The sequence below is a fragment of the Microlunatus sp. M237 genome (genome assembly GCF_056896895.1).
In genome coordinates this window covers 611,100-631,397 of the sequence record NZ_JBXHBL010000002.1, presented here as the reverse complement: position 1 = coordinate 631,397, position 20,298 = coordinate 611,100, and the positions used below count along the sequence as shown (strand labels likewise).

Below are 20,298 nucleotides of genomic sequence, written 5' to 3'. Positions count from 1 at the left end.
GTGCAGGGTCATCCGCAGGGTGAGTTCAGTCGTTCTTCACCGCGGAGGTGTCGGCGCACAGAATCCCTTTGTTGCCGTCCTGGTCGGCGATCACGGTGAGCGCGGGCGAGTCGCTGTCATCGACGACGGTGCCACCCGCGGCGATGACGGCGGCGATCCGCTGCTCGACCACGTCGGGTCCCACATAGACCTCGAGATGGATCCGTTGACCCGACGGCTCATCCTCGTTGGCGTCGCCGAACCACAGGTTCGGTATGCGTCCTGAAGCGTCGCGGATCTCGTCGCTGGGCGAGCCGCGGCCCTGGGACTCGGCGCTGCCGGTGAGCAGGGCTGCCCAGACCGGGGCGATGGTCGCGGAGTGGGCTGTGTCGAGGCCGAGCTCGAAGTCGCTGACCGAGGCCGGGTCCGGGCTGAGCTGGTGGTCGGCGGCGATCTCGGTGATTCGTCGCGCGAGGTCGAGGTCGGTCTGGGTCACCCATTCGACGACGTGTTCGGTGCCGTCGCCCTCGCGATAGATGGCGTCGTCGCTGACGAGCTTGAAGTCGACGTACCCCTGGCCGAGCGCCACCCGCGGGTGGTGTCCGAGTGCGTCGCCAGCCTCGCCCACCGCGGTGACGAACCGGGCGCCGGTGCTGAAGTCATTGATCAAGTAGCGCGCATGCAGTCCCTGCGCGAGCTTGCGCCAGTCGGTGAGATCGGCCGCGGCGATCTCTGCGCCACTCAGCATGTCCATAGACGGGACCGTATCGCCAATCCTGTTGTTGCGGGTCAACTCCGCTGCGACTTGGGCAGCAGCACGCTGATCACGGCGATCGCCAGGGCGACTCCGACGGCCAGTGCGAAGACCAGCTCGTACCCGGAGGCCAGAGCGTCGGGGGAGGGATTCCCATGGGTGTGCGCGGCCGCGCGAGCTGCGCCCGCAGTGGCGAACACCGCCAGCGCCACCGAACCGCCGACCTGGCTGGCGGTGTTGGCCAGACCACCGACGATGCCGGCGTCGCGCGGCTCGACGTCGGCGGTCGCCGACGCCATCAGCGTCGGGAAGACCAGGCCGATGCCGATCGCCACGAGCAGCGTCGGGCCCAGGATGCTTGTCACGTAGTGGCTGCCGACGCCTGCCTGTGAGAGCCAGGCGAACCCCGTGACGAAGCACCCGCACCCGGCGAGCACCAGCAGACGTACGCCGGTCTTCGGCAGCCAGCCGGCGGCGAACCGCGCCACCCCGACGAACATGACCGCTGCCGGTGTCTGTCCCAGCCCGGCGTCGAGCGCGCGATAGCCGAGCACGTTCTGCATCAAGAGCGAGGTGAAGAACCACATCGCGATGGCGATGCCACCGAACAGGAAGAGCATCGCATTGCTGACCGCCACGCTGCGATTGCTGAACAGCCGCAGCGGCATGATCGGCGCCGCGGCGAACCGCATCTCCACCACCAGGAAGATCAACAGCAAGACGACACCGCCCCCGACCGGGACGAGCACCCCCGCGGATCCCCACGCCTGGTCGGCGGTTTGCATCACTGCGTAGATCAGCGCCGCCAGCCCGGCCGTACCGGTGATGGCACCGGCCAGATCCAGCGGTTCGCGGCGGCTGGGCCGCGCGGTCAGCGACGTCATCGCCACAGCGACCAGCAACGCCCCGATCGGCACGTTGATCAAGAACACCCACCGCCAGGACAGCCCGGTCGTCAGCAGGCCGCCAGCCACCGCACCGACCATGCCGCCGACACCACCGGAAGCGGACCACGCTCCGAACGCCCGGGCACGCTGCGCCCCCTCCGGGAAGCAGGTGTTGATCAAGGCCAGGGTGGCCGGGGCCAGCATCGCGCCACCCAGGCCCTGCGCAGCGCGGGCGGCGACCAGCAGCTCCGCGCTGGTCGCCAGGCCCGCACCCAGGCTGGCCAGCGAGAACAGGGTGAGCCCGGACACCAGCATCCGGCGGTGACCCAACAGGTCGGCCGCCCGGCCGCCCAGGAGCATGAAACCGGCGAACGTCAGGACGTAGCCGTTCACCACCCAGGCCAGTCCCGCGTCCGTGAACCCGAGATCCCGCTGCACCTGGGGCAATGCGACGTTGACGATCGACACGTCGAGAATGACCATGAACTGGCAGGCGCAGGCCAGCGCGAGAACCAGCCAGGCCGGGCCGCTGTATGCCTTGACCGCCTGGTTGTCAGCACGGGTGGTGGTCATGACTTCCTCCGCTTCATCGGACTGCGCCTCAGGTACTCTGGGCAGCGCCCGCGACGAGGCGAGCGCCCTTCAGCCGGACGGCGAAGTCGGCCAGCCGCTGGCCCTGGTAGCGGCCAGCATCGAGGGCCGCCGCGTCGGCGCCGCTACCCCCGGTCGCGACGGTGCCGTAGGGGTTGCCACCGGCGGCGTAGACCGTGGCGTCGGTGAAGCCGGGCGGCACGATCACCGCGCCCCAGTGATAGGAGACGTTGCCCAGGGCGAGGATTGTGGCCTCGCTGCCGCCGTGTCGGTTGTAGGCCGAGGTGAACGCCGTCACCGGCTTGTCGGCCAGCACACCGTCGCGCCACAGGCCGCCGGCCTGATCGATGAATTGCTTGAGCTGCGCGGCCGGCGTCCCGAACCGGGTCGGCGTGCCGAACGCGTACGCGTCGGCCCAGGCCAGGTCGTCGAGCTGGGCCACCGGCACCGAGCTGGTGATGTCGAGATGCTGACGCCACAGCGGGTTCTGATCGATGGTCTCGGCGGGGGCCAGCTCGGCGGCCCGGCGCAGTCGCACCTCCGCCCCGGCCGAGGTGGCGCCCTCGGCGACGGCCTTCGCGAGCGCGTGCACCGTGCCCGTCGAGCTGTAGTAGAAGACTGCGACCTTCACCGTCATGTGACTCCTTGATTATGTAGTATTAGTTATGCGCATAATGATCGAGACAATGTTATGCGCATAACGAGTCTTGCTGTCAAGGAGAGTTATGGATCCCGAGTACGCCGACGCCCTCAACCAGGGGATCCGCCTGCTGAGCCTGCGCCACCGTGCCCGGGCGGCGCAGCTGTTGGCACCGCTCGGCCTGCACCCCGGTCAAGAGGCCGTACTGCTGGAACTCGACCGGAACGGCCCGCTGATCCAGGCTCAGCTGAGCGGGGCGCTGGGCTGCGAGCCACCCAGCGTCACGCTGATGACTCGCAAGCTGGAGGCATCCGGCCACATCCGGCGGACCCCCGATCCGGTCGACAAGCGCGCCACCGTCGTAGCGCTGACCGACAGCGGCAAGGCGCTGGCCGACCAGATCCGGGAGCTATGGGTCACCCTGGCGGAGGAGACGGTCCGCGACCTGCCCGCCGCGATGCTGAAGCAGCTGCCCGGCGTCCTGCACACGATGTCCACGAACGTCGACAGCAAATCGTCTGCCTAGTGACCGAGTCAGACAGACCCCTGCCCGAACGAGCAACCGAAGTCGGGGCAGATCCTCGGCTGCGAGTGGTGGCCTGGCTCGATGTCGCGTCAGCCGTGCAGGGTCATCCGCAGGCCGGCGTCGGCGGGGCGTACGTGCGGGCCTTCCACTGGCAACGACTCGACTGTGGCCGGGAGGCGTACGGCGGACTCGTCCAGGGTGAGGCCGTTGCCCGGCGCGGTGCCCAGGATGATGCGGCCGTCGTCAATGTCCCAGTCCGCGCTGACCCCGGCCGGCAGGGTGAACCCCTGAACCTCGGTGAGCGCGTGGTTGGGCACCGCGGCTGCGGCCGGGGCCAGGTGGCCGAAGAAGCCGACCGGGCTGACCGGCAGGTTGTGCCCGGCCGCCAGGGCGGCGACCCGAAGGAAGTGGCTGATGCCCCAGCCCCCGCCGGCCTGCACCACGTCGACGGCGCGGGCGCTGATCAGCGGCAGGTATTGGTCGACGCCAGTGAGGTTCTCTCCGGTAGCGACCGCGGCGCGGACCTGCCGCGACACCGTTGCCAGTCCGTCGGCGTCCCATCGTCGGAGCGGCTCCTCCACCCACGCCAGGTCGATGCGCTGCTCGAGCGCGGCCACGTAGCGCACGGCCTGCTTGGGATTCCAGCTCTCGTTGGCGTCGAGCGCGAGAACGGGATGGTCGGTGCCCAGGGCATCTCGCACCACCTCCAGCCGCCGCAGGTCGTCGGCGACGTTGCGTCCGCCCTTGAGCTTGGCGCCGGTGAAGCCGGCCTGCGCGAACGATGAATACAGCGTGTGGAGCTCGTCGTCGTCCAGCCCGGCGTCCAGCCCGGAGGCGTACCCCGGGACAGCGCGATTGCGGCCGCCCAGCAGTCGCCACAGCGGCTCGCCGGCCGCCTTAGCCTTGATGTCCCACAAGGCGAGGTCGATCGCTCCGATGGCCCCGTGGACCGAGCCGGCATGGCCCGCCTTGAACGTCCAGGCCAGCATCCGGTCATACAAGGCGCTGACCGACCGTGGGTCCTCGCCCTCGACCGCCGGAAAGACCCGATCGATCATGCTCCCGTCTCCGATGGCGACGCCGGTGAGGTCGGAATCGGTCTCGACGAGCACCACACTGGACGGGGTCTCGTTCCCCGGCATTACGCCGTTGACGTCACCGATCCGGCGCCCCCAGTCCAACGCCGTCGGAACGATCCGGTACCCGATGATCTTCATGCCGGCTGAGCATAGCCAGAGGAGGTATGCCAGGTGACCGCTGGCCTGGCGGGGCGCGGAGGGACAGGCAATGGTGGGTCTGCGATCACGGGGTTGTCTATCGACGCTCGTCCTGCAGGGGAGGCCTTCGGCACGGGCTGATCGCCGGACGACTTCGAGGACCTTGCGGTTATGCGGGGCATAGACTGATGCTCCGCCTCGTTGGATCCAACTCCGGCCGAATTGCTCGGCTAGTCGCAGACTTGCGCTTCGCTCCTTCATGGCCTGACGAAAGCAAGCAGCGATCAGTCCTGCCCGCCGACCTCCGAGAACCTCCGGCGTCGTCAGCAACAGCTTTCCATCGACCCCATCAACTGGCCTTCTGATATGAATTACTTCGGTTCGACTATCACCGCGCTCACTGAACCTGGTCTCCCGGATGCCTTAGTCCTGCTTCATAAAGGCATCACTTACGGTTGATCGAGTCCGAGGACCGGTAGAGGGATCCCGGCGTCGGTCGAGAGGCTGTGGCCTAACGGCCTCGCCGGAGTGCTTCCCGTTCGCGCCTCCTCCGGGAGGGGTCGCTGATGCGTATTCCCGGTTCAGGCGAACATGAGCGGCTAGGATCTTGCCGTGGCTGCATTGCGAACCGACGAGGTCTTTGGCGTGTCCAATCGCGTTCTGGTCCACTCGTACGTCGACCGGGGTGACCTTGATGGCGATGTCACCAAGCACTTGAGACGACCTACGCATGTCGCCATCAAGGGCGTCTCGAAGGCTGGTAAGACGTGGCTGCGGCAGTCCGTGCTTCCCGACGCCCTCGTAATTCAATGCCGCCTCGGCAAGAAGGTGCTGGATATTTACCGAGAGGCGCTGGCCGAACTGGGCGTCAGGCTTGAGGTATCGAGAGAAAGCTCGGTGAGCTTCACGGGGTCAGTTGAGGGAGAGACTGAGGTCGGAGTTGGTCTCATCGGCAAGGTCAAAGTGAAGCTGGGTATCGGAATTTCGGCAGGTGGTGCGGCAACTACTCAGGCGATGACGCAGCCGATTGAAGATCTCCGGTTCATTGCTGAATTAGTGATCGAGTCTGGTCGTCGTCTAGTGATCGAGGATTTTCATTATCTATCCCCTGATCAGCGGCGGTTCTTCGCGTTTGACCTTAAGGCATTGTGGGACTTTGGACTATTCGTCGTCATTGTCGGCGTTTGGAGCGAGTCGAATCTATTCTTGAACCTGAATCATGACCTCACTGGGCGCGTACGCGAGGAGTCCATTGTTTGGTCTGAAGGCGACCTTCTCAAAGTATTGGATAAAGGTGGAAAGGCGCTCAATGTACGGTTCGACGCGCCAGTTTCGCGCCAGTTGGTGGGCGACAGTTATGGCAACTCAGGAATTCTGCAACGCTTGACACTCGATGCTTTGGACCGGGCGGGCATTGAAGAGCGGCGTGATGAGCTGCAGGTAGTAAACGATCCAAAGCATGCTATCGATGCCGCGCTGTTCTATGCGGAGGAACTCAATACTACCTACCAGACCTTCGCGCAGAAGGTGGCTGGTGGGATTCGCACCTATCCGAATTCGACAGGGATCTACGGGCACACGATGGCGGTCGTGTTCGATGGAACTGATGCGGAGCTGCTGTCCGGAATTCACATCGATACTATCTACCGAATCGCCCATGGCCGGCAGTCACGGATACAAAAGGGGAACCTCCGCTCCGTGCTTGAGAAGTTCGAGTCCCTCCAGGTAGATGATGATGGGCGGGGTCTCGTCCTATCGTACGCGGACGAGAAAGTGCGAGTAGTAGATCGTCAGCTTTTGTTGTACCGCCGGTATTCAACGGTGCGTTGGCCCTGGGAGGACTTGATCGCGCAGGCTGATCAGCGCGAGAGCGGATATGAGCCGGATGTAGAACAGAGGAGCCGGCCGTAGGCCTCGCAGCGGCCCGCAGCGAAGCGAGGACACGCGTAGCGGCCCCCTTGATCCAGAAGAGCCAGATCCGGCAACTGCCTCGCTGGAGTGCTGTCGGGAGACGAAGCCGGACCTGCGACTACGGGTCGTGCCACCGTGCCAAGGCGTTCAGTTTGGGACGCTGGTTGCTACCTCACCACGCCAGCTAGGGCATGGCCGCTGCCTCTGCGATGCTTTGCAACCCAACTCACACCAGGACCGCGCAGTGTCGAAGAAGAACCGGAACCAACGACGTCGGCAACGGGGAAACAGCCCCTTGTCCGCTCACGAGCGTCACCGCAACAAACTGACGCCGCCGCTGTTGAACATTGCTGGCGGTGTGCTGAACACAGTCCATTGGGAACTTGACGACCTGCCCGACTTCTTGATCATCGTTCGGTATCTATCCGAGAGAGGTAGTCCTTCCGCGGTCGACCGCCTACATCTCATGCTTGAATTCATCGACGCCATGCTCGGTATCGGTGATCCAAACTCTCAAGCAGCGGCAGCACTCTTACGCAACTCGGCCGCGCCAATCAAGGCGGCGGACAACGTCGCGCAGCCCGAGGGCGGGGACCAAGTTGGCAGCGCGACGTCGGAGCCGGAGGCCCTTCGGTTAAACAGCGAGAAGGCACTGCACAAGGTTCATGTGTTCGCTGGCCGCCTCAGCGACTTCGACAACATCGACGAAGAACAACGTCCCGCCTTGTTGAGTGCGCTCCTCCGAGAAGGTCTGTACGACGAGCTCATTCCTGAAGAACTCGCCCACGTCCTCGGAATGTATCCTGCCGCACCAGCTAGTTGGCTTCTTCAGCCGTGGCGCGATCGCGGCATCAGCGTTGACCCGGTCGTTGCCGAGCGGGTCCTGAACAACCTCCTCGTCGAGGCGGGGCCACGCCAAGGAGACGTAGCCACTTGGGCGAAGGCTCTTGTCTGCCGACGCTACCTGGCTGCTGGCCGAACCCATCTACCCTCCAAGGAAGAGTGGGACCACTACACCGGCTGGCCCAATCATGAAGACGAGGAGCAGAACCGCGCCGCAGAGGCCGGATACCGAGCCATGTACGGAGCTCTCGCCGGTTTCGATGAGTCCTTCATGGAACGCCGGCGAGAGTGGGCGAAGGTGTTCTGGCGCTCCAACTGGAAGATCTACGCTTGCCGATGGTCGGACGAGAAATCAAGCACCGATTCAACCGGCCCAGATGTCGGAGCCGGCGACGCCGAAACCGCTACTTCGGATGCCGCGGAGAGAATCGATGGGGGCGCCGAGGTCTCGACCGAACCAGCCGACTGTTGGCGCCAGACGCTGAACGCGGCCCGGGAGGTCGTTGACGAGCTCCGTACGAGATTACAGACGCTCGCGGATACCGCCGACCCCGACTTGTACGATCCCGACCGCTACGAAGTCCTCACCGGACTCGTGGGGCGAGTCCTGCGCTACCTTGGCGTGTTTGCAGGCTACCCGCCCCTTTGGACGATGGAGCACGGTGCGCCGCTCCTACGCACCCTTATTGAGGCTCGCATCATTTTCCGCTATATCGTGAGGAGCGACGATCCCGATATCTTTTCGAAGTTCAAGGTGTACGGCATGGGCAAGCTTAAGCTCCTGAAACTTCACTACGAAGACGTCATCGACCGGACCGAGAACCCGCCACCAGAGCTCATCACGTACGTCGAGTACCTGGATGCGTTGGTCAACCAGGACGTGATGGAGGAGTTTCAAGGGATCGATCTAGGCGGCAACTTCGCAAGGGCTGACACCCGAAAGATGGCGCTGGCAGTCGGACTGGAGGACGCCTATCGTCTGATATTCGCGCCCGCGTCCGCCAACGTTCACGGCGAATGGTCGATTATGGATGAGTACGTTTTTGATCGCTGCAAGAACCCGGTGCACCGGCGTCACCGGATACTGCGGAGAACTCGCGGTTTTGCGGTCGGACCCAATTTTCTCCAGATCCTTATCGATCACGCGACCGAACTCGTCGATGAGTATGAGACTGCTACCGAGGAGCAGCGCAGACTCATCTAGTTATGTCATGCAAGGTCGCCCATATGAGTCACGAGTGCGTTAGTTCAGCAGCTGCACGTTCTTCGCCGCGGCGTTGGTGATCGGCGTAGCCAATAGAACGCACGCCGGTCTTGCCTGCTACTTCGATGTCCATGATCGAGTCACCAACGAATCCGCATCGCTCGGCAGGCTGCGAGTGCCCCAGGACCTTCATCACCGCGCCCGCACCCCCTGCGCCAGCAGCAACGACGCACAGGTGTGCCGCATGTCGTCGAGCCAAATCCGCCGCACCTCAGTCTCGACCACCAAGCAGTCGAGCCCTACTTCTGTCACCCGGCCGTAAAAAGTTCCTCCACTCGGGACCGAGAGCGCCCTGACTAGGAGAGATAGTGGAGCTGACGGTCGGACTCGAACCGACAACCGCCTGTTTACAAGACAGGTGCGCTACCAATTGCGCCACGCCAGCGAATGCCGGGCCAGACTACCAACGACTGACCCGGCTGCCGAGTTGAGAACAGATCAGAGTCCGCCAGCAGCCGAAGCCAGCTGGTCCGACCCGTCCAGACCGGGCGCCGCCATGAACGCCGTACCCGTGCCTGACAGCTGCGTGGCCGCGTCCGCGGCCAGCACGAACGCCGACTGACCCTGCTCCAGCTCCAGGCGAGCCTCGGCCGACTGCAAGGTGACCGTGCCTTCCACGCAGATCAACACCCGGCCGGTGCCGTCAGCGGGCAGGGCGACCTGGCTGCCGGCGGGTTCGAGGCGCCAGAGGGCGAATTCGGGGGCGGGGGTGGGGTAGGCGAACACGCCGGGCGCCGACTCCACGCCGTCGATGATGACCGGATCACCGGGGGTGAAGTCGAGGAGCTTCAGCAGCTCGTCGATGTCGATGTGCTTCGGGGTCAGCCCGCCGCGCAGCACGTTGTCGGAGTTGGCCATGATCTCGATGCCGGTGCCGTGCAGATAGGCGTGCAGGTTGCCGGCCGGCAGGAAGATGGCCGAGAACCGGCCGTAGGCCACCCGGTTCATCAGCAGCGCAGCCAGCACCCCGGGATCGCCGGGGTAGTGCTCGGCCAGCTCGGTCGCCGTCCGGGCAAACAGCGCCAGGTCGGGGGAGCCCGGTACGTCGTCGGCGCCCACCATGCCGGCGATGGCCACAACCTCGTCGAGGATCTCCTCATCCTCCAGCCGCAGCATCCGCTCGAACACGGTGGCGATCGCCTCGGGCCCGCCCGTCTTCAGCGGCGCGACCAGGTCCACCGCAGCCGGCACGGCCAACCGCTCGAACAGGTCGTACGTCTGCTGCGGGTCGCGGAACCCGCACAGGGCCTCCACGTCACCCAGGGCGCACAGCGCCTCGGGCTTGGGCCAGTCGTCCTTGTACGTCCGCTCCGGTGCGTCCAGCGCGACGCCGGCGGCGTTCTCCCGCTCGTACCCGTCCTCGGCCTGGGTCCGCGACGGGTGAGCCTGCAGCGACAGCGGCTTGGCGGCGGACAGCACCTTGAGCAGATACGGCAGCCGGGCGCCGTATTCGACCACCGCGGCGTCACCCACGGTGGCGTCCGGGTCGGCGGCGATCACCTCGTCCAGCGGACGGTCGCCCAGGAGCGACGGCGCCGACGTGTGCGCCCCGAGCCACAGCTCGGCCTGCGGCTCACCGGTCGGCTGCTCGCCCAACAGCTCGGGGATGGCCGTGGTGGAACCCCAGGCGTACGGCTGGACCTTGCCGTGCAGGCGGTCCATCACGCCGCTCCGGCGGCGGCCTCGACGGCGGACTGCCAGGCGTTCAGCGTCCGCATCACGGCCACGCTCGACTCCCACGGCACCAGCGGCGACTCGATCTCCCCGCTGTGCACGCAGCGCATCACCTCCTGGGCCTCGAAGGTGTAGCCGGCGCCCGGCCACGAGGTGACCAGCACCTCCGGCTCGGCGTCGCCGTCGTTGCCGCGGAAGACGCGGATCTCCGACGGACGGATGAACCCGTCGATCTCGATCCGGCCGTTGCTGCAGAACACCTCCACCCGGGTGGGCAGGTTGACCTCGAGGCTGCAGAGCACGGTCGCGGTCGCCGCCGGCCGATCGCCCGCGGCGGGATAGGTCAGCACAGCGGCACAGTGCGCGTCCACCCCGGTCGCGGCCAGCGACCCATAGCCGAGCACCGCTGCCGGCTCACCGAGGAACAGGTTGACCAGGTGCACCGGATAGACGCCCAGGTCGAGCAGTGCTCCGCCGGCCTGGGCGGGGTCGAGCAGCCGGCTGGTCGGCTCGCCGTCATAGGCGAACCCGAACGACGCCGACACGTGCCGGACGGCGCCGAGCTCACCGGAGCCGACGATCTCGGCGGCCTGGCGGATCAGCGGGTTGGTCCGGCTCCACAGCGCCTCCATCAAGAAGACGTTGCGCTCCCGGGCCAGCGAGACCAGCTCGGCGGCCTCGGCGGCGGTGACGGTGATCGACTTCTCCACCAGGACGGCCTTGCCGGCTTCCAGGCACATCTTGGCCGAGCCGTAGTGGTCGTTGTGGGTGGAGGCGATGTAGACCGCCTGCACGTCGGGGTCGGCCGCCACCTCGGCGTACGTGCCATAGCTACGCTCGAAGCCGTGCTCGGCGGCGAACGCGGCGGCCTTGTCAGCCGTCCGCGAGCCGACGGCCACCAGCCGGGCCTCGTCGGGCAGCAGGGCCAGGTCCTTGGCGAAGACGGAGGCGATGTGGCCGGTGCTGAGGATGCCCCAGCCGATCTGGGCGGTATTGTCAGAAGTCACGGCACCATCCAACCGCATGGCGTCGCGGGCGGTGAATGACACCACTGTCATTAGGTCCTACTATGGGCGCCATGGCTGTCGCCCCGAACCCTTCGCACGATGCCGCCCCGCAGGTCGGTGCGCTCAACGAGCGTGACGCCGAGATTCTCGCCTTCGAGCGGCAGTGGTGGAAGTTCGCCGGCGCCAAGGAGCAGGCCATCCGCGACCAGTTCCAGATGTCGGCCACCCGTTACTACCAGGTGCTCAACGCGCTGATCGACAAGCCCGAGGCCCTGGCTCAGGACCCGCTGCTGGTCAAGCGGCTCCGCCGGCTGCGCGCCACCCGTCAGCGCAACCGCTCGGCCAAGCGTCTCGGCATCGACCTCACGATCGACAGCTGACTCCACAGCGGTCGCACCGGTCGCTCCCGATAGCCGCCGGCCGCCAGCCCGGCCTGCCGCTCGAAGAAGTTCGCCGACGCCCGGTCGCCGGTTCGCAGCACCGACCACGCCAGGCAGCCGCCGTACGCCAGGTAATAGGGCAGTCCCAGGCAGTAGAGATATTGCCAGCTGTGACGCTCCTCGTGCTCCAGCAGCTGCGGCCACCGCTTGGCCAGCTCCGGCCAGGATCCGCTGGTCAGCGCCACGTTGCCGATGGTGAACGCGCTCGCGACCGGGAATGCCAGCCGATAGCCGTCGGCCAGCAGCAGTCCGCGCGGGCCAGGGCGTACGTCGGCCCGACCGACCCGGGCCACCAGCAGACCGAACGGGGTGGACAGGTTGACGGCGTTACCGACCATCCGGAGGCGCTCCAGTCCGGTGAGCCTGGTCCCGTGAGATCTCCGCATCACCCCATGGTGGCACCGTCGCGCCCGCCTGTCGTCTCAGCCTGCGGACGCAGTTCCCATCATCTGGACGCCGAAGTGCGCCGGAGGCCCGGACCCGCCTAGGGTTGCAGACGTTCATCCAGAGGGGATGAGGGACCGGCCCTATGACTCCCCGGCAACCGGCTGCAGTGCGAGCGATCGCGCCCAGCGCATGGTGCCAACTCCGCCTGGTCGATCGTCGACCAGGACAGATGATGAGAAGGACTGATCGCATGACCGCGGTGCTCGACACCCAGTTCCCTGCCGTTGCCGGTGCCCGTCCGGGCGCCTTCGGCAACGCCACCCACCTCGTCTGTCGCGCCTGCGGCGAGAAGACCGGGCTCGGCCCGTTCTACGCCTGTATGGAGTGTTTCGGCCCGCTCGAGGTCGGCTACGCCTTCGGGAAGATCACCCGGGCCCAGATCGAAGCCGGCCCGAAGAGCATCTGGCGGTACGCTCCGCTGCTGCCGGTGCCGGCCGACATCGCCACCTTCCGCTCCACCGATCCCGGCTTCACCCGCCTGGTCGACGCCGGCAACCTGGCCGCCGACCTTGGGCTGCGTCAGCTGTGGGTCAAGGACGACTCCGGCAACCCGACCCACTCGTTCAAGGACCGCGTCGTGGCAGTCGCCCTGTCGGCCGCCCGCGAGCTCGGCTTCCAGGTGCTGGCCTGCCCGAGCACCGGCAACCTTGCCAACGCCGTTGCCGCCGCCGCGGCCCGCGCCGGCATCACCTCGGTGGTCCTGGTGCCGGAGAACCTCGAGCAGCAGAAGATCATCGCCTCGGCGGTCTACGACACCACCCTGGTCGCGGTGCAGGGCACCTACGACGACGTCAACAAGCTGGCCAGCGAGATCGCCGGCGAGGAGGACGGCTGGGCGTTCGTCAACGTCAACGTCCGGCCCTACTACGCCGAGGGGTCCAAGACCCTGGCATACGAGATCGCCGAGCAGCTCGGCTGGCGGCTGCCGGACCAGATCGTCATCCCGGTCGCCTCCGGCTCGCAGCTGACCAAGATCGACAAGGGCATCGCCGAGCTGATCGCCCTCGGCCTGGTCGAGGAGAAGCCTGTCAAGATCTTCGGCGCCCAGGCCACCGGCTGCTCGCCGATCGCCCAGGCCTACCGCGCCGGCCATGACGTGGTGAAGCCGGTCAAGCCGGACACCATCGCCAAGTCGCTGGCCATCGGCAACCCGGCCGACGGGCCGTACGTGCTGGACGTGGTCCGGCGCACCGGCGGCCTCATCACCGACGTCGACGACGAGACGGTGGTCGAGAACATTCGGCGGCTGGCCCGCACCGAGGGCATCTTCGCCGAGACCGCCGGCGGCGTCACCGTCGGCGTCACGGCCAAGCTGATCGCCGACGGAGCGCTCGACCCCGACGCCGAGACTGTCGTGATCAACTCCGGTGACGGGCTCAAGACCCTCGACGCCGTGGCCGGCAAGGTCGGCCCGAAGACCACCATCGCGCCACGCTATGAGGCGTTCGCGGAGTTCTGGAAGGAGTACCGCGGATGAGCGCCACCGTACGCATCCCCACCATCTTGCGCAGCTACACCGGCGGTGCCAACGAGGTGAGCGCCGAGGGCGCGACCCTGGCCCAGGTGCTCGAGTCGCTGGAGGCCAGCCACCCCGGCATCCGCGCCCGGGTGCTGGACGACACCGGCGCGCTTCGCCGCTTCGTCAACATCTACATCGGCGACGAGGACGTTCGCTTCGTCGGCGGGCTGGACGCCGAGGTCCCGGACGCGGCCAAGATCTCGATCATCCCCGCTGTCGCCGGCGGCTGAGCCGGTGACCGGCGCGGCGGCTGCCCTCGCCGACACCATCGTCGCGGTCGCCGGACCCGACGCCCGGCCGCGGCCGGACCAGATCACCGCGGTCGAGCAGCTGGTCGAGCACCGCCAGCGGGTCCTGGTGGTCCAGGCCACCGGCTGGGGCAAGTCGGCCGTCTACTGGGGCGCCACAGCTGCGCTGCGCCGGGCAGGCGGCGGTCCGACCCTGGTCGTGTCGCCGCTGCTGGCGCTGATGCGGGACCAGATCGCCGCCGCCGAGCGCGCCGGGCTGCGGGCCGCCACGATCAACTCCACCAACGTCGACGACTGGTCGGGCGTGTTCGCCGACATCGCCGCCGACCGGCTGGACGTGCTGCTGATCTCCCCGGAGCGGCTGGCCAACCCCTCCTTCGCCGCCCGGCTCCCGGACCTGCTCGGCGCCTGCGGGCTGCTGGTCATCGACGAGGCGCACTGCGTCTCGGACTGGGGCTTCGACTTCCGCCCGGACTATCAGCGACTGACCCGGACGCTCCTCGCGCTGGCGCCGCGCACCCCGGTGCTGGCCACCACCGCCACCGCCAACGAGCGGGTCACCGTCGACGTCGCCCACCAGCTGGGGGAGGGCACCGTCACCCTGCGCGGCTCGCTGGCCCGCGCCTCGCTGCGGCTCGCGGTCATCCCGCCGCTCACCCCGCTGGAGCGCTACGCCTGGGTGGCCGACGCGCTGCGGGAGCTGCCCGGCTCCGGCATCGTCTACGTGCTCACCGTGGCCGAGACCCAGCGGGTGGCCGGCTTCCTGCAGTCCCAGGGGCTGGACGTGGCCGCATACTCCGGTCAGTCCGAGGACCGTGAGGGCCTGGAGGACCGGCTGCGGCGCAACGAGGTCAAGGCGCTGATCGCCACCTCCGCCCTGGGCATGGGCTATGACAAGCCGGACCTGGCGTTCTGCATCCACCTCGGCTCGCCGGCCTCCCCAGTGGCCTACTACCAGCAGGTCGGTCGCGCCGGCCGGGCGCTGGCCGACGCCACCGCCGTGCTGGTCCCGGCCGAGTCCGACGAGCGGATCTGGGACTACTTCGCCACCGCCGGGATCCCCGACGAGCGCCAGGTGGAGCAGGTGCTGGACGCGCTCCGCGACGGCCCGGCGTCAGTGCCGGCGCTGGAGTCGGCCACCGGCATCCGCCGCGGCCGGCTGGAGACCATGCTGAAGATCCTCGCGGTCGACGATGCCGTGGTCCGCCAGCAGGGCGGCTGGGCGGCCACCGGCACCCCCTGGTATTTCGACCAGCGCAAGTGGGCCGAGCTGCGCCGGGTCCGCGCCGCCGAGGCCGACCTGATGCGCCGCTACGCCCACGGCGAGGGCTGCCTGATGGAGTTCCTGCAGCGGGCCCTCGACGACCCCGACCCGAAGCCGTGCGGCCGCTGCTCGGTCTGCGACGGGCAGCTGCCCGCCCCGGGCGCGAAGCCGCATCCCGACACCGTCGACCGAGCGCGGACGTATTTCCGTGGCCAGGACGTGGTGGTCGAGCCGCGCAAGATGTGGGTGTCCGGGTTGGCGCCGCGCAAGGGCCGGATCGCCGGGGTGGCGCCCGGGCGGGCGATCGCGTTCGCCGACGACCCGGCCTGGCAGGACACCCTGGCCACGCTGTGGCACCAGGACGGACCCGCCCCGGACGAGATCCTGCAGGCCTGCGTCGACACGCTGCGACGCTGGTCGCGGACCTGGGACCGCCCGGTCGCGGTGGTGCCGATGCCGTCGCGCCGCTATCCGCAGCTGGTCGGCTCCATCGCCGCGCACCTGGCCGAGGTGGGCCGGCTGCCGCTGGTGGAGGCGTTGCAGGTCACCGGGCCGCCACCGGCCGCCGAGTCGGCCTCCTCGGTGCGGGCCAAGGACCTGCTGGCGCGGACGTCAGTCATCCCCGGGGTGTCCTTCGACGGCCCGGTGCTGCTGGTCGACGACGTGATCCGGACCCGGTGGACGATCACCGTCGCGTCGGCCCTGCTGGCCGAGGTGGGCGCCACGCGCGTGCTGCCGCTCGCCATCCACCAGCTGCCCTGACTCCTCCGGCTGGAACCGGAGGGCCGGCCTCAGACGGCCGGCGGCGGGATGCGGTCGTCGCGACGCTCGACCACCGAGGTGTGGCTGGTCTTGCGCCGCTGCTGCTGGATCACCAGCGACAAGATGATCGCCAAGAACCCGACGGCGAGACAGACATAACCGATGGCGGTGAGATCGACCGCGCTCCACTGGTCGCGTACGCCGAAGGCGAGGATGCCACCGACGACCAGCAGGAAGATTCCGACTCCGAGACCCATGTGCGTACTCCTTGATCGTGTGGCTCCGGTGCGGAGCACGTCGATGGTCTGACCATTGACTTCGCCTCACCCTAGCGGCAGGTCTCGTCTAGCCTGGGGACCCGGACCGTGCCAAGGAGGACACATGAGTAATGCGCCTAAGATGACGCTCTCTGGGGTGGTGCTGGACACACCCGATCCGCCGGCCTTGGCCACGTTCTATCAACAGCTGCTGGGCTGGCGGCGGGCCGAGGACGAACCGGACTGGATCGTGCTCCGGCCCGCCCACGGCGACACCGGGCTCTCGTTCCAGCTGGAGGAGAACTATGTCCGCCCGATCTGGCCGGCCGGTCCGAACGACCAGCGGATGATGGCCCACCTCGACATCGAGGTCGACGACCTGGACGAGTCGGGGGCCTTCGCCCAGGCGGCCGGAGCGAAGCTCGCGGCCTTCCAGCCGCAGGAGGACGTCCGGGTCTATCTCGACCCGGACGGCCACCCGTTCTGCCTCTTCATCGACTGACTCAGGGCTTGAGCACGATCTTGACGGCGCCGTCCAGCTTCTTCTGGAAGATCTCGTACGCGTGCGGCGCCTGGTCCAGCGGGAGGTGGTGGGTGGCGAAGGTGTCCACGCCGAGCACATCCTCGTCGTTCAGCAGCGGCAGGATGTCCGGCACCCACTTCTTCACGTTGGCCTGACCCATCCGCAGCTGGATCTGCTTGTCGAACATCATCATCATCGGCATCGGGTCGGCCATCCCGCCGTACACCCCGCTGAGGGAGACGGTGCCGCCGCGGCGGACGATGTCGATCGCGGCATGGAGCGCGGCCAGCCGATCCACGCCCGCCTTCTCCATCAACGGCTGCGCGACGGCGTCCGGCAGCAGGCCGGCGAACCGCTGCACCAGCGACGCCACCGGTGAGCCGTGAGCCTCCATGCCGACAGCGTCGACGACAGCGTCCGGGCCGCGACCGCCGGTCATCTCCCGGATCACATCGCCGAGGTCGTCGCCGGCCTCGTTGAGGTCGACCACCTCGACCCCGCGGGCCCGCGCCCGGGCGAGCCGCTCGGGCACCAGGTCGACGCCGATCACCCGAGCGATCGGCAGGGTCTGGGCGATCCGGCAGGCCATGTCACCGATCGGGCCGAGGCCGAGCACGACGAGGGTTCCGCCGTCGGGCACCGCGGCGTAGGCCACCGCCTGCCAGGCCGTCGGGAGGACGTCGGAGAGATAGACGAAGCGGTCGTCGGACGGACCCTCGGGTACCTGGATGTGAGTGAACTGGGCCTGCGGGACCCGCAGATATTCGGCCTGGCCACCGGGCACGGAGCCGTAGAGCGAGGAATAGCCGAACAGGGCCGCGCCGCTGCCGGCGTCGCGTACCTGGGTCGTCTCGCACTGGGTGTAGAGCGTCTGGTCGCACATGAAGCAGCTGCCGCACGACATCTGGAACGGGATCACCACCCGGTCGCCGACCTTCAGGTCACCGGTCTGGCCGCCGACCTCCTCGACGATGCCCATCGGCTCGTGGCCGATGATGTCGCCGGGGTTCATGAACGCGCCCAGCGTCTCGTACAGGTGCAGGTCGGAGCCGCAGATGTTGGTGCTGGTGACCTTGATGATCGCGTCGGTCGGCTGCTCGATCTTGGGATCTGCAACGGTGTCGACCGAGACCTTGCGCTTGCCCTGCCAGGTGACTGCCTTCATGGGGTCGTCCTTCCCTCGGGTGGGCCGCCAGCGGGCTGACGGCGCGTCTTCACACCGTATAAGGGATCCCCGAACGCGGCCGGGCCACCCTCAGCGCAGCTGCCACCCCACATGCCCGGTCAGCGCCTCGGCCTGGGCCGGGCCCCAGCTGTCGTCGTCATAGAGCACCACGTCGGGGCGCCGGTCTCCCTGCAGCGGTGCGAACGCGGTGAAGGCGGCCTCCAGTCCGGCCGAGCTGGTGAACAGCGACCGGTCGCCGGCCAGCACGTCGTGCAGCAGCGAGGCGTACGGGGCGATCGAGCCCTCGGACACGTTGGCCAGCTGCAGGGTCGTGCAGCTCTCGGCCGGCTCCGCCAAGGGCCCCGGCTTCTTCACCGTCAGCTGGATCTCGATGGCACCGCTGCCGCTGAGGTCGAAGGCGAGTACGTCGGGGGTGGTGCCGGTGGAGTGCACCGGGCCCTCGGCCGGCTTGAAGATCAGGCTGACCCGCTGGGCGCTGGCGGCCAGCCGCTTGCCGGTGCGGAGCACGAACGGGACGTCGCGCCAGCGGTCGGTGTCGATCCAGAGCCGAGCGGCGACATAGGTGTCGGTGCTGGAGTCATCGGCGACGCCCTCGGTGTCGCGATAGCTGCGGAACTGCCCGAGCACCACCTCGTCGGGATCCAGCGGGCGGAAAGCGGAGATGACCGCCTCACGGGCGAGCTGCAGCGACTCGGCGGACAGGTCGGTCGGCGGCTCCATGGCGACCTCGGCGGCCACCTGGAAGAGGTGGGTGACCAGCATGTCCAAGGCGGCGCCGGTCGCGTCGTAGAAGTCGGCGCGGTCGGCGATGTCGAGGGTCTCCGGCACGTCGACCTGCACCTGCTGCAGATGCTCCCGGTTCCACGCATCGGCGAACAGCCGGTTGGTGAACCGGGCCAGATGCAGGTTCTGGGTGGCTTCCTTGCCCAGGAAGTGGTCGATCCGATACACCTGCTCCTCGTCGAAGATGCTGTGCACCAGCTCGTCCAGGGCGTGGAACCCGTCCAGCGACTCCCCGTACGGCTTCTCGTAGACCACCTTGGCGTTGTTCGCCAGATCGTGGGCCTGCAGTGCCCGGGTGGTCGCCTCGAAGGTCTGCGGCGGGGTGGCCAGATAGTGGATCAGGGCCGGATCCCCGCCGAGGTCGTCGCCGGCCTGGCTGATCACGTCCAACAGGCTGCCCGGGTCGTCCTCGCGGAAGCCGCCGCCGGCGAACAGCAGGTTGGCCGCGAACTCCTGCCACGCTGCGGGCTCCGGTTCGGTGGCGAACTCGGTCAGTGACTCCAGCACGTGGGCGCGGAAGTCCTCGTGGGCCACGTCGCCGCGTCCGTTGCCGACCAGCTTCCACCTCGCCGGCAGCAGGCCGCGGGAGAACAGGTCGTAGACGGCGGGCAGCACCATGCGGCGGGCGAGGTCGCCGGTGCCGCCGTAGAGGATGAAGACGGTCGGTTCGTCGGTGTCAGTGGCCACCGCGCCAGTATCGCAACGAATCATCTGCCACTGTCGGCAGGGCAGGATTAGGGTCGGTCCATGATGGAACGTCCCCCAGTCGCCTGCTGGCTCACCGACATGGACGGTGTGCTGGTGCATGAGCAGCGCGCCATCCCGGGTGCTGCCGACTTCATCGCCGCCCTGCAGGCGTGCGGGCGCCGCTTCCTGGTGCTGACCAACAACTCGATCTTCACCGCCCGTGACCTGCGGGCCCGGCTGCGGGACAACGGCATCGACCTGCCGGAGGAGTCGATCTGGACCTCGGCGCTGGCCACCGCACAGTTCCTGGCCGACCAGAGCGCCGGCGGATCCGCGTACGTGATCGGCGAGGCGGGCCTCACGTCGGCGCTGCATGAGGTGGGGTTCGTGCTGACCGAGCGCGATCCCGACTATGTGGTGCTGGGCGAGACCCGGACCTATTCGTTCGAGGCGATCACCACCGCCATCCGGCTGCTGGAGAAGGGTGCCCGCTTCATCGCGACCAACCCGGATGCCACCGGGCCGTCACCGGAAGGGCCGTTGCCGGCCACCGGCTCGGTGGCAGCGTTGATCACCCGGGCCACCGGTGTGCAGCCCTACTACGTCGGCAAGCCCAATCCGCTGATGATGCGGTCGGCCCTGAACCGGATCGATGCCCATTCGGAGTCGACGGTGATGGTGGGGGACCGGATGGAGACCGACGTGATCGCCGGTATCGAGGCAGGGCTGCGGACCGTGCTGGTGCTGACCGGCTCCACCACCGCAGAGCAGGTCAGCTCCTTCCCCTACCGGCCGACCCGGGTGGTCGACTCGGTCGCCGACATGGTGCCACTGGTCGCCGAGCTGTCGCCGCGCGAGGACGAGGAGCCGAGCACCGACTGAGGGTGGC

Annotated in this window: 19 protein-coding genes, 1 tRNA gene and 1 riboswitch; of the genes, 9 read left to right on the top strand and 11 right to left on the bottom strand. The window is 67.8% G+C overall.

Annotation, left to right across the window (positions count from 1 at the left end; genetic code table 11):
- Positions 1-25 precede the first annotated feature (25 nt).
- The 3 genes from AC1XX3_RS09180 to wrbA are packed head-to-tail and all read right to left on the bottom strand — an operon-like array spanning position 26 to position 2,848.
- Positions 26-733 (bottom strand): VOC family protein, encoded by a 708-nt coding sequence (locus AC1XX3_RS09180; RefSeq protein WP_483320783.1) that lies wholly within the window; start codon positions 731-733, stop codon positions 26-28.
- A 35-nt stretch (positions 734-768) separates the two neighbouring features.
- Positions 769-2,193, bottom strand: coding sequence for an MFS transporter (locus tag AC1XX3_RS09175; protein ID WP_483320782.1), 1,425 nt, complete (start codon positions 2,191-2,193; stop codon positions 769-771).
- Positions 2,194-2,221: 28 nt separating this feature from the next.
- The gene (gene wrbA, locus AC1XX3_RS09170; protein ID WP_483320781.1) at positions 2,222-2,848 is read right to left on the bottom strand and encodes an NAD(P)H:quinone oxidoreductase; all 627 of its coding nucleotides are present in this window, start codon (positions 2,846-2,848) and stop codon (positions 2,222-2,224) included.
- Between the two features lie 88 nt (positions 2,849-2,936).
- On the opposite strand from wrbA, the gene AC1XX3_RS09165 reads away from it, so the two are divergent.
- Positions 2,937-3,377, top strand: coding sequence for a MarR family winged helix-turn-helix transcriptional regulator (locus AC1XX3_RS09165; RefSeq protein ID WP_483320780.1), 441 nt, complete (start codon positions 2,937-2,939; stop codon positions 3,375-3,377).
- A gap of 89 nt (positions 3,378-3,466) precedes the next feature.
- Here AC1XX3_RS09165 and AC1XX3_RS09160 read toward each other — a convergent pair whose 3' ends face one another.
- A complete protein-coding gene (locus tag AC1XX3_RS09160; RefSeq protein ID WP_483320779.1) occupies positions 3,467-4,594 on the bottom strand; it encodes a mandelate racemase/muconate lactonizing enzyme family protein in 1,128 nt (375 codons plus the stop codon).
- 612 nt (positions 4,595-5,206) lie between these two features.
- Between AC1XX3_RS09160 and AC1XX3_RS09155 the strand changes: the two genes are divergently transcribed.
- Positions 5,207-6,505, top strand: coding sequence for a hypothetical protein (locus AC1XX3_RS09155; RefSeq protein ID WP_483320778.1), 1,299 nt, complete (start codon positions 5,207-5,209; stop codon positions 6,503-6,505).
- Between the two features lie 244 nt (positions 6,506-6,749).
- The gene (locus tag AC1XX3_RS09150; protein ID WP_483320777.1) at positions 6,750-8,552 is read left to right on the top strand and encodes a DUF5677 domain-containing protein; all 1,803 of its coding nucleotides are present in this window, start codon (positions 6,750-6,752) and stop codon (positions 8,550-8,552) included.
- Positions 8,553-8,921: 369 nt separating this feature from the next.
- On the opposite strand, the gene AC1XX3_RS09145 is transcribed toward AC1XX3_RS09150, so the two are convergent.
- From AC1XX3_RS09145 to AC1XX3_RS09135, 3 genes are all read right to left on the bottom strand, one after another.
- A tRNA-Thr gene (locus tag AC1XX3_RS09145) sits at positions 8,922-8,997 on the bottom strand.
- A gap of 53 nt (positions 8,998-9,050) precedes the next feature.
- A complete protein-coding gene (manA, locus tag AC1XX3_RS09140) occupies positions 9,051-10,274 on the bottom strand; it encodes a mannose-6-phosphate isomerase, class I (protein ID WP_483320776.1) in 1,224 nt (407 codons plus the stop codon).
- Positions 10,274-11,293: a Gfo/Idh/MocA family protein gene (locus AC1XX3_RS09135; protein WP_483320775.1), complete on the bottom strand. Its 1,020-nt coding sequence runs from the start codon at positions 11,291-11,293 to the stop codon at positions 10,274-10,276. Before AC1XX3_RS09135 ends, manA begins: the two co-directional genes overlap by 1 nt.
- 71 nt (positions 11,294-11,364) lie before the next feature.
- Here AC1XX3_RS09135 and AC1XX3_RS09130 point away from each other — a divergent pair, with 71 nt between their 5' ends.
- On the top strand, positions 11,365-11,673 hold the full coding sequence (locus AC1XX3_RS09130; RefSeq protein WP_483320774.1) for a DUF3263 domain-containing protein: 309 nt from the start codon (positions 11,365-11,367) through the stop codon (positions 11,671-11,673).
- Here the strand turns inward: AC1XX3_RS09130 and AC1XX3_RS09125 are convergent.
- Positions 11,619-12,119 carry a hypothetical protein gene (locus AC1XX3_RS09125; protein ID WP_483320773.1) on the bottom strand — a complete coding sequence of 167 codons (501 nt, stop codon included), beginning with the start codon at positions 12,117-12,119 and terminating at the stop codon, positions 11,619-11,621. The genes AC1XX3_RS09130 and AC1XX3_RS09125 overlap by 55 nt on opposite strands.
- 111 nt (positions 12,120-12,230) lie before the next feature.
- A riboswitch (SAM riboswitch) is annotated at positions 12,231-12,356 on the top strand.
- Between the two features lie 14 nt (positions 12,357-12,370).
- Here AC1XX3_RS09125 and thrC point away from each other — a divergent pair.
- From thrC to AC1XX3_RS09110, 3 genes are read left to right on the top strand one after another with little or no spacing between them, the layout of a single operon-like run.
- Positions 12,371-13,657 carry a threonine synthase gene (thrC, locus tag AC1XX3_RS09120; RefSeq protein WP_483320772.1) on the top strand — a complete coding sequence of 429 codons (1,287 nt, stop codon included), beginning with the start codon at positions 12,371-12,373 and terminating at the stop codon, positions 13,655-13,657.
- A complete protein-coding gene (locus AC1XX3_RS09115; RefSeq protein ID WP_483320771.1) occupies positions 13,654-13,929 on the top strand; it encodes a MoaD/ThiS family protein in 276 nt (91 codons plus the stop codon). The genes thrC and AC1XX3_RS09115 overlap by 4 nt, the downstream gene beginning before the upstream one ends.
- Positions 13,930-13,933: 4 nt before the next feature.
- A complete protein-coding gene (locus AC1XX3_RS09110; protein ID WP_483320770.1) occupies positions 13,934-15,973 on the top strand; it encodes a RecQ family ATP-dependent DNA helicase in 2,040 nt (679 codons plus the stop codon).
- A 29-nt stretch (positions 15,974-16,002) separates the two neighbouring features.
- Here AC1XX3_RS09110 and AC1XX3_RS09105 read toward each other — a convergent pair whose 3' ends face one another.
- Positions 16,003-16,230, bottom strand: a complete 228-nt coding sequence (locus tag AC1XX3_RS09105) for a DUF6458 family protein (RefSeq protein ID WP_483320769.1) — start codon at positions 16,228-16,230, stop codon at positions 16,003-16,005.
- A 124-nt stretch (positions 16,231-16,354) separates the two neighbouring features.
- On the opposite strand from AC1XX3_RS09105, the gene AC1XX3_RS09100 reads away from it, so the two are divergent.
- Positions 16,355-16,732, top strand: coding sequence for a VOC family protein (locus AC1XX3_RS09100; protein ID WP_483320768.1), 378 nt, complete (start codon positions 16,355-16,357; stop codon positions 16,730-16,732).
- Between the two features lies 1 nt (position 16,733).
- On the opposite strand, the gene AC1XX3_RS09095 is transcribed toward AC1XX3_RS09100, so the two are convergent.
- Together AC1XX3_RS09095 and AC1XX3_RS09090 are read right to left on the bottom strand one after the other, a co-directional pair.
- Complete coding sequence (locus AC1XX3_RS09095; protein ID WP_483320767.1) at positions 16,734-17,918, bottom strand: zinc-dependent alcohol dehydrogenase; 1,185 nt, start codon at positions 17,916-17,918, stop codon at positions 16,734-16,736.
- Positions 17,919-18,008: 90 nt separating this feature from the next.
- Entirely contained in the window at positions 18,009-19,409 is a 1,401-nt protein-coding gene (locus AC1XX3_RS09090) for a glucose-6-phosphate dehydrogenase (RefSeq protein ID WP_483320766.1), read from the bottom strand.
- Between the two features lie 60 nt (positions 19,410-19,469).
- Here AC1XX3_RS09090 and AC1XX3_RS09085 point away from each other — a divergent pair, with 60 nt between their 5' ends.
- On the top strand, positions 19,470-20,291 hold the full coding sequence (locus tag AC1XX3_RS09085; protein WP_483320765.1) for an HAD-IIA family hydrolase: 822 nt from the start codon (positions 19,470-19,472) through the stop codon (positions 20,289-20,291).
- The last annotated feature ends 7 nt before the right edge of the window (positions 20,292-20,298 follow it).

Excerpts from the sequence above, each read along its gene's own strand:
- AC1XX3_RS09095 (WP_483320767.1), bottom strand. The coding sequence starts at position 17,918 with ATGAAGGCAGTCACCTGGCAGGGCAAGCGCAAGGTCTCGGTCGACACC.
- thrC (WP_483320772.1), top strand. The coding sequence starts at position 12,371 with ATGACCGCGGTGCTCGACACCCAGTTCCCTGCCGTTGCCGGTGCCCGT.
- AC1XX3_RS09180 (WP_483320783.1), bottom strand. The coding sequence starts at position 733 with ATGGACATGCTGAGTGGCGCAGAGATCGCCGCGGCCGATCTCACCGAC.
- manA (WP_483320776.1), bottom strand. The coding sequence starts at position 10,274 with ATGGACCGCCTGCACGGCAAGGTCCAGCCGTACGCCTGGGGTTCCACC.
- wrbA (WP_483320781.1), bottom strand. The coding sequence starts at position 2,848 with ATGACGGTGAAGGTCGCAGTCTTCTACTACAGCTCGACGGGCACGGTG.
- AC1XX3_RS09160 (WP_483320779.1), bottom strand. The coding sequence starts at position 4,594 with ATGAAGATCATCGGGTACCGGATCGTTCCGACGGCGTTGGACTGGGGG.
- AC1XX3_RS09085 (WP_483320765.1), top strand. The coding sequence starts at position 19,470 with ATGATGGAACGTCCCCCAGTCGCCTGCTGGCTCACCGACATGGACGGT.
- AC1XX3_RS09130 (WP_483320774.1), top strand. The coding sequence starts at position 11,365 with ATGGCTGTCGCCCCGAACCCTTCGCACGATGCCGCCCCGCAGGTCGGT.
- AC1XX3_RS09105 (WP_483320769.1), bottom strand. The coding sequence starts at position 16,230 with ATGGGTCTCGGAGTCGGAATCTTCCTGCTGGTCGTCGGTGGCATCCTC.
- AC1XX3_RS09175 (WP_483320782.1), bottom strand. The coding sequence starts at position 2,193 with ATGACCACCACCCGTGCTGACAACCAGGCGGTCAAGGCATACAGCGGC.
- AC1XX3_RS09115 (WP_483320771.1), top strand. The coding sequence starts at position 13,654 with ATGAGCGCCACCGTACGCATCCCCACCATCTTGCGCAGCTACACCGGC.
- AC1XX3_RS09100 (WP_483320768.1), top strand. The coding sequence starts at position 16,355 with ATGAGTAATGCGCCTAAGATGACGCTCTCTGGGGTGGTGCTGGACACA.
- AC1XX3_RS09125 (WP_483320773.1), bottom strand. The coding sequence starts at position 12,119 with ATGCGGAGATCTCACGGGACCAGGCTCACCGGACTGGAGCGCCTCCGG.
- AC1XX3_RS09165 (WP_483320780.1), top strand. The coding sequence starts at position 2,937 with ATGGATCCCGAGTACGCCGACGCCCTCAACCAGGGGATCCGCCTGCTG.